General features: G+C 75.1%; 6 protein-coding genes. 2 read left to right on the top strand and 4 right to left on the bottom strand.

Annotated features, from left to right (window positions below; genetic code table 11):
• Window positions 1-186 precede the first annotated feature (186 nt).
• The 4 genes from E2C05_RS33500 to E2C05_RS28185 form a co-directional block, all read right to left on the bottom strand.
• Complete coding sequence (locus tag E2C05_RS33500; protein WP_158292421.1) at window positions 187-603, bottom strand: response regulator; 417 nt, start codon at window positions 601-603, stop codon at window positions 187-189.
• Window positions 604-849: 246 nt separating this feature from the next.
• Entirely contained in the window at window positions 850-2,079 is a 1,230-nt protein-coding gene (locus E2C05_RS28195) for a glycosyltransferase (protein WP_133222968.1), read from the bottom strand.
• 98 nt (window positions 2,080-2,177) lie between these two features.
• Window positions 2,178-2,885, bottom strand: coding sequence for a DUF4214 domain-containing protein (locus E2C05_RS28190; protein ID WP_158292420.1), 708 nt, complete (start codon window positions 2,883-2,885; stop codon window positions 2,178-2,180).
• Window positions 2,886-2,896: 11 nt separating this feature from the next.
• Window positions 2,897-4,267 carry a glycosyltransferase family 4 protein gene (locus tag E2C05_RS28185; protein ID WP_133222966.1) on the bottom strand — a complete coding sequence of 457 codons (1,371 nt, stop codon included), beginning with the start codon at window positions 4,265-4,267 and terminating at the stop codon, window positions 2,897-2,899.
• A 134-nt stretch (window positions 4,268-4,401) separates the two neighbouring features.
• Here E2C05_RS28185 and E2C05_RS28180 point away from each other — a divergent pair, with 134 nt between their 5' ends.
• Together E2C05_RS28180 and E2C05_RS28175 are read left to right on the top strand one after the other, a co-directional pair.
• Complete coding sequence (locus E2C05_RS28180) at window positions 4,402-4,596, top strand: hypothetical protein (protein WP_133222965.1); 195 nt, start codon at window positions 4,402-4,404, stop codon at window positions 4,594-4,596.
• A gap of 413 nt (window positions 4,597-5,009) precedes the next feature.
• Window positions 5,010-5,520 (top strand): tetratricopeptide repeat protein (locus E2C05_RS28175; RefSeq protein WP_133222964.1); only part of this gene is annotated, 511 nt, incomplete at its 3' end.

Below are 5,520 nucleotides of genomic sequence, written 5' to 3'. Positions count from 1 at the left end.
CCCGGCGCCGATCGCAGCGCGGCGCGAGCCCGGCGCCGCGCGGGACCGCCGCGGGATCGATGGCCGGGTGCGGTCCGCGTGGCCGGGTGAATGCGCCGGCTGCGGGCGCCGCGTCCGGCGTTCCGAGGCTGCGCCGGGCGAGTTCGCGCCCGGCCGCGGCCTGACCGGGACGTCACGCGGCCGGCGTCAGGCGGTCAGTCGAAGCGCCTCGACCGGCGCCGGCTGCGGCGCGACGCGGGCCAGGGCCTCCATCAGCTGGGTGACGGCGAAGGGCTTGAGCAGGAGCGTGGTCGGCCCGGCCTGCGCGGCCCGCAGCATCCGTTCGCCCGCATCGGTCAGGTGGCCCGTCATCACCACCACCGGCAGGTCGGGCCGGTCCGCCCGCAGGCGGGGGATCAGCTCCAGCCCCGTCATCCGTGGCATCGCCAGGTCGGTCACCAGCACGTCGAATGGAACCGTGGCCGCGAGGTCGAGCGCCGCCGCGCCATCCGGCGCATGCATCACGTCGTAACCCATCTCCGCCAGGGCATCCCCGATGACGGCGGCGGCCAGGCTCTCATCCTCGGCCAGCAGGACCCGCAAACCGTCCCTCGGCTCAGCCATTCGGCGTCTCCATCTCGTGGGCTGTCCTCGCGGACTCATCCCGCCGCCACTATTGGCGGAGGTAGGCGCAACACCGGTAGTGATCGATGCGGTATCGCAGTCACAGTTGCGCGATGGTTGAACAGATACGCGAAACATCTCCGCGCGCCTACGACGTCTGGCATGGCGCGGCGACCCGGCGCCGGATGCCCGGCGACCGGTCCGGCGCAGGATGCGACCGAGGATGCGGGCCATGCCGGCGGCCGGTCATGCCGTGCCGCCGGGGACGCCGCCCGGGCGACCGGACCAGAGCCCGACCGCCCGCCGCACCGCCGCGGCCGACGCATCGAGCCGGGCATGCTGCCGCAGATGCGCCCGCGCCGCCGCCCCCATGGCCGCGCGGCGCGCCGGGTCCCGCAGCAGCGCGTCGACCAGCGCGGCGAGGCGGTCCGCCATCCCGGGCCCCGGCGGGAGCGTCGCCACGACCGCCGCCGGGTATTCCGCCGCCGGCCCGACCGCATCCACCACCGCCGGCAAGCCGAGGCCGAGCGCCCGCACCAGCGCCCCGGAGCTTTCGCCCGCGATCGGGTGGCGGAGCGTCACCAGCAGGTCGGCTGCCCTGGCATGCCGCAGGAAGGCGTCCTCGCTCAGCCAGCCGGTCACCCGCACCCGCCCGCCGAGGCCGAGCCGGCCGATCAGCGGCGCGAGGTCGAGCGCCGGGTCGGGCGCCCCGGCCACCACATGCAGCAGGCCGGGATGCCGGGCGGCCAGGCGCGCCACCGCCTCCAGCACCACATCGATCCGCTTGGCGGGTGTCGCATGGCCAAGGGAGAGCAGGATCGGCCCGGCCTCCGGCAGGCCGAGGTCGCGGCGCGCCGCCGCCTGGCTGAGCCCGTCGAGCCGGGCCACGGCGGGGGACAGGTGGTGCGGCATCACCAGCAGCGGCGGCCCGCCCGGCCGGTGCACCCGCGCGGCGGCGAAGCGGCTGTGCAGGATCACCCCCTGGGCGCGGTCGAGCAGGGTGCGGTGCAGCGGCATCAGCCAGCGCAGCGCCGGGTCGAAGACCCCCTGCGCCCGCAGCCGCGCCACGCGCCGCCCGGCCTCGCCATGCTCGGCGGCGAGGGCGGCGGCATAGCCCGCCGGCCGGCCGCGGGCGAGGGTCAGCGCCTCCACCAGGTGGTGCAGCACCGGGTCGTGCAGGGTGACGATTCCCGGCCGCCGCAACGCGCCGAGGAAGGCATGCGCGTGGTCGAGGCTGTTGCCGACCTGGTAGAGATGCGGCCAGGCCCGCAGGTCCGGCCGGGTCCGGTAGTCTGCCAGGGCGACGACCTCGACGCCCGGCAGCGGCACCACTGCGGCCCGCCGCGCCACCACCGCCGCCACGGGCCCGTCCCGCGCCAGTTCCGGCAGCAGCTCCGCCGCATAGTCGGCGATGCCAGAGCGGGTCGGCGGCAGCGGCGTGACGACGACGAGGCCCGGCGGGCCGGTGCCGGTCATGCCGCGCCGGCCCGGCTGCCCTGGCCCAGCGGTGGCCGGGCCAGGTCTCCTGGCTTCCGGCGGCCGGGCGGGAGGGGCGCCTCAGCCATGTTGCGCCGTCACGCCTCGCGCCGTGCCTCGAGGTGCAGCAGGCGCTCCTCCAGCCCGCGGAAGCGCGTCTCGAACTGCGCCTCGAGCGCCGCGACGCGATCGGCGACATGCCGGCCGACCACCCGCGTCAGCGCGGCGATGGCCGCGTCCCGCGCCGCCGCGGCCTCCGCCGGGACGGGGCCGAGCAGGGCGTCCAGCCGCTCCTCCACCTCCCGCCGCAGGGACGCGATCTCGAAATGCAGGGCGGCGTCGCGGGCTTCGATCGCGTCGGCGGCCAGGCCGGCGCCGCCGGCCAGCGTCATCGCCTCCTGCAGCCGCAGCACCTCCCGCTGCAGCCAGTCCAGCCGGATCTCCTGGGTCACCGCCCGGGCGCGGGCGGGGCCGGGGGGCGGGGCAGGGGTGTCCGGAAAGCGGATGGCGGCGCCGGCCCGCGCCGCCTCCTCGGACGCCGCCATGTCGCGCAGCGCCTGGGTGCGGTGTTCCGGCCGGCCGGCGATCGCGGCGCGGTAATGCCGGTAGCCGGCGGCGTCGGGCAGGCGGCCCAGCACCGCCAGATAGATGTTGCAGACGAAGTCGTGGTCGTCGCCGCCCAGCAGGTCGCCGGCCTCCCAGGCCCGGCCGGTGGCGGGAAGCAGCGCCGGGGTCGTCTCCGGGTCGGTCTCCCGGCCGGTCCCCGGGTCCGTCGCGGTCGCCGCCGGCGCGCGATCTTCCCCCATGGGCCCGCCCCTCATTCGGCCGCCAGCCGCGTCGCCGGCGGCGCGGTCGCGGCCGGCGGCACCCCCAGCCTGGCATAGAGCGCTTCCAGCCGCCGGGCATAGGCATCCGGGTTGAACAGCGCGGCGCGGCGCGGCCCGGCCTCGGCCAAGCGGGCGCGCAGCACCTCGTCGCGGTCCATGGCCTGGATCGCCTGCACCAGCGCGCCAACATCGTAGGGATCGACCGTCAGCGCCGCATCGCCCACCACCTCCGGCATGGAGGCGGTGTTGGAGGTGATGACGGGGGTTCCGAGCAGCATCGCCTCCAGCGCCGGCAGGCCGAAGCCCTCGTAGAGCGAGGGGAAGAGCACCGCGCGGGCGCCGCGGATCAGGTTCACCAGCAGCCGGAAGGGGGCGTAGTCCAGCAGCATGACCTTGTGCCGGGTCCGCAGGGTCTGCCCCTCCAGCACCAGGTGGCGGATATGGTCGTCGAACAGCAGGCGAAGCTCCTCCTCCGACTTCCACGCCTTCTTGCCGACGATGACCAGCGGCCCCTCCACGCCGCTGGCCAGGAAGGCCTGGATCATCCGCCCGACATTCTTCTTCGGCTCGATGGCGCCGAAGAACAGCCAGTAGCGCCCGGCCTCCAGCCCGAAGCTGCCGGCTATCTCGGCCCGGGCCGCCTCCATCGGCAGGGCGGTGAATTGCCGCGGGATGTGGACGGACTGGTAGGTGTTGGTCACCCGCTCCTCCGGCACGCCGAGCAGGGAGACGATGTCGCGCTTCGAGGATTCGGAGACGGTGACGAGGTGATCGGCCCGCGCGCCCAGCAGCCGGTTCAGCCGGAAGTAGCGTCGCTTGTTGTCGAGCGTGGTGTAGGGCAGCCGCAGCGGCACCAGGTCGTGCAGGGTGTAGATGTTGCGCGTGCCCGGGACCCGCAGCGGCAGCGGATAGGTCCAGTGCATCAGCGCCGGCGGAGCCGGCAGCACTGCCTTCAGGGGCCGGCCGAAGACGCGGAAATGCGCCTGGGACTGCTGGAACAGGTCACGCGCATTCCACAGCTCGTCGAAATGCGGCAGCCGGTCGCGGAAGGTGGTGGCGATCACCTGCCCGGTGATCGGCACGCGCTCCGCCCGTTCCCCCAGCGGCGCGCGCAGCATCCGCCGGCCGCGCCGCAGCGCCACCAGCCATTTCGGCGGGTCGCCGACGCGTTCGTCGAAGAAGGCGATCTCGCGGATCAGCGGATGATAGGAGGGCGCGGCGCGGGTGCCGTAGAGCACGCCGACCTGATGGCCGAGCGTGCCGAGCGCCTGGCTGAGGTTGCGGGCATAGGTCGCCACGCCGGTCCCCTGTTCGAGGGCGAGGTTGTAGCCATCGATGAACAGGCGGACGTGGTGGGTCATGCGCGGCGAGTCCCTTCGACGACGCGTCGTCTGACGGAGAGGTGAGCCAAGCCGCGCCCAGGATCAACCATTCCGTTAATCGTGCTGGCGGATAGTGCTTGCAGCGCGATCCGGGATAAGGCTCTATCGGCGGCATGATGCGGAACGACAGGCTGGCATCCTCTCCGCAGGCCCTGGCCGGCCTGCCGCCCGCGGCGGCCCCCGCGCCCGTGCCGCTGCGCAGCCTGGTGGCGCTTCGCCTCGTCGATGTCGGCGTCCTGATGCTGCGGGCGGGCGCGATCCTCGCGCTGCTGTCCCCGCTGCTGGTGCTGGCCATCGTCTTCGCCTGACCACGGAGGGCTGGCGCCCGCGGGGCGGGCCCCGCAGCGCGGCAGGCGCATGGCCGCGCGCCCGGCGCGGTTATCCGGCCGGTGCCGTCGCATCAGTCCATCCGGCCTTGCCCGACCTCCCGCGCCGCGGCGCCGTCCGCGCCGGTCGCGCACCGGAAAGGCCGGCACGCCCGCCGGTGCCGATGGATGCGGACCGATGGCCCTTGCCCCCATGATGATCCGCCCGGTGGACCACGCGCCGCATGGCGATGCTCGCCGCCGCCGACCGCTGCGCTGCCTTCGTCCGGCAAAGAGCCGATCCCCCTTCCTTTAGCATCGCGAATGCGCGAAGCAACGAGGCAGCGCGGCCGGCCTGACGGTGCCCGGGTCCGCGTGGAAGGGGCGGCCAGCCGCCGCCAGGCAGGACGACGGGCATGGACATGCAGGAGGCGGGGCTTGCCCCGGACCAGGACGCGGTGGTGCTGCGGGCCGAGGGCGACCGGCTGCGCGATGCCCGCCACTGGGCGGAGGCCGCCGAGGCCTATGGCAGCTACCTCCGGCTGCGGCCGGCGGACTGGGCCATCTGGGTCCAGTACGGGCATTGCCTGAAGGAGGAGGGGGATCCCCGGGGCGCCCTGCTGAGCTACCGGGAGGCCGAGCGGCTGCAGCCCGAGGACAGCGACCTGCATGTCCAGATCGGCCATGCCCTGAAGCTGCTGGGCCGGCAGGAGGAGGCCTTCGGCGAATACGCCCTCGCCCTGACGCTCGATCCCGGCAACCTGCACGCCCGGGCGGAACTGATGGCGGTGGAGGCGGAGCCCGCGCCGCCGCCGGAGGCCCCCGCGGCCCATCCGGCGGAGCCCGAGCCGGGGACCCCGCCGGAACCCGCGCCCGGTCCGGCGGCAGAGCCGGCGATGGCGCTCGCGCCGGAGGCGGCCGCCGGCC

Source organism: Paracraurococcus ruber, assembly GCF_004353985.1.
GTDB lineage: Bacteria > Pseudomonadota > Alphaproteobacteria > Acetobacterales > Acetobacteraceae > Paracraurococcus > Paracraurococcus ruber.
The sequence above is the reverse complement of the archived record's forward strand: the minus strand, read 5'-3'. Positions and strand labels throughout refer to the sequence as shown.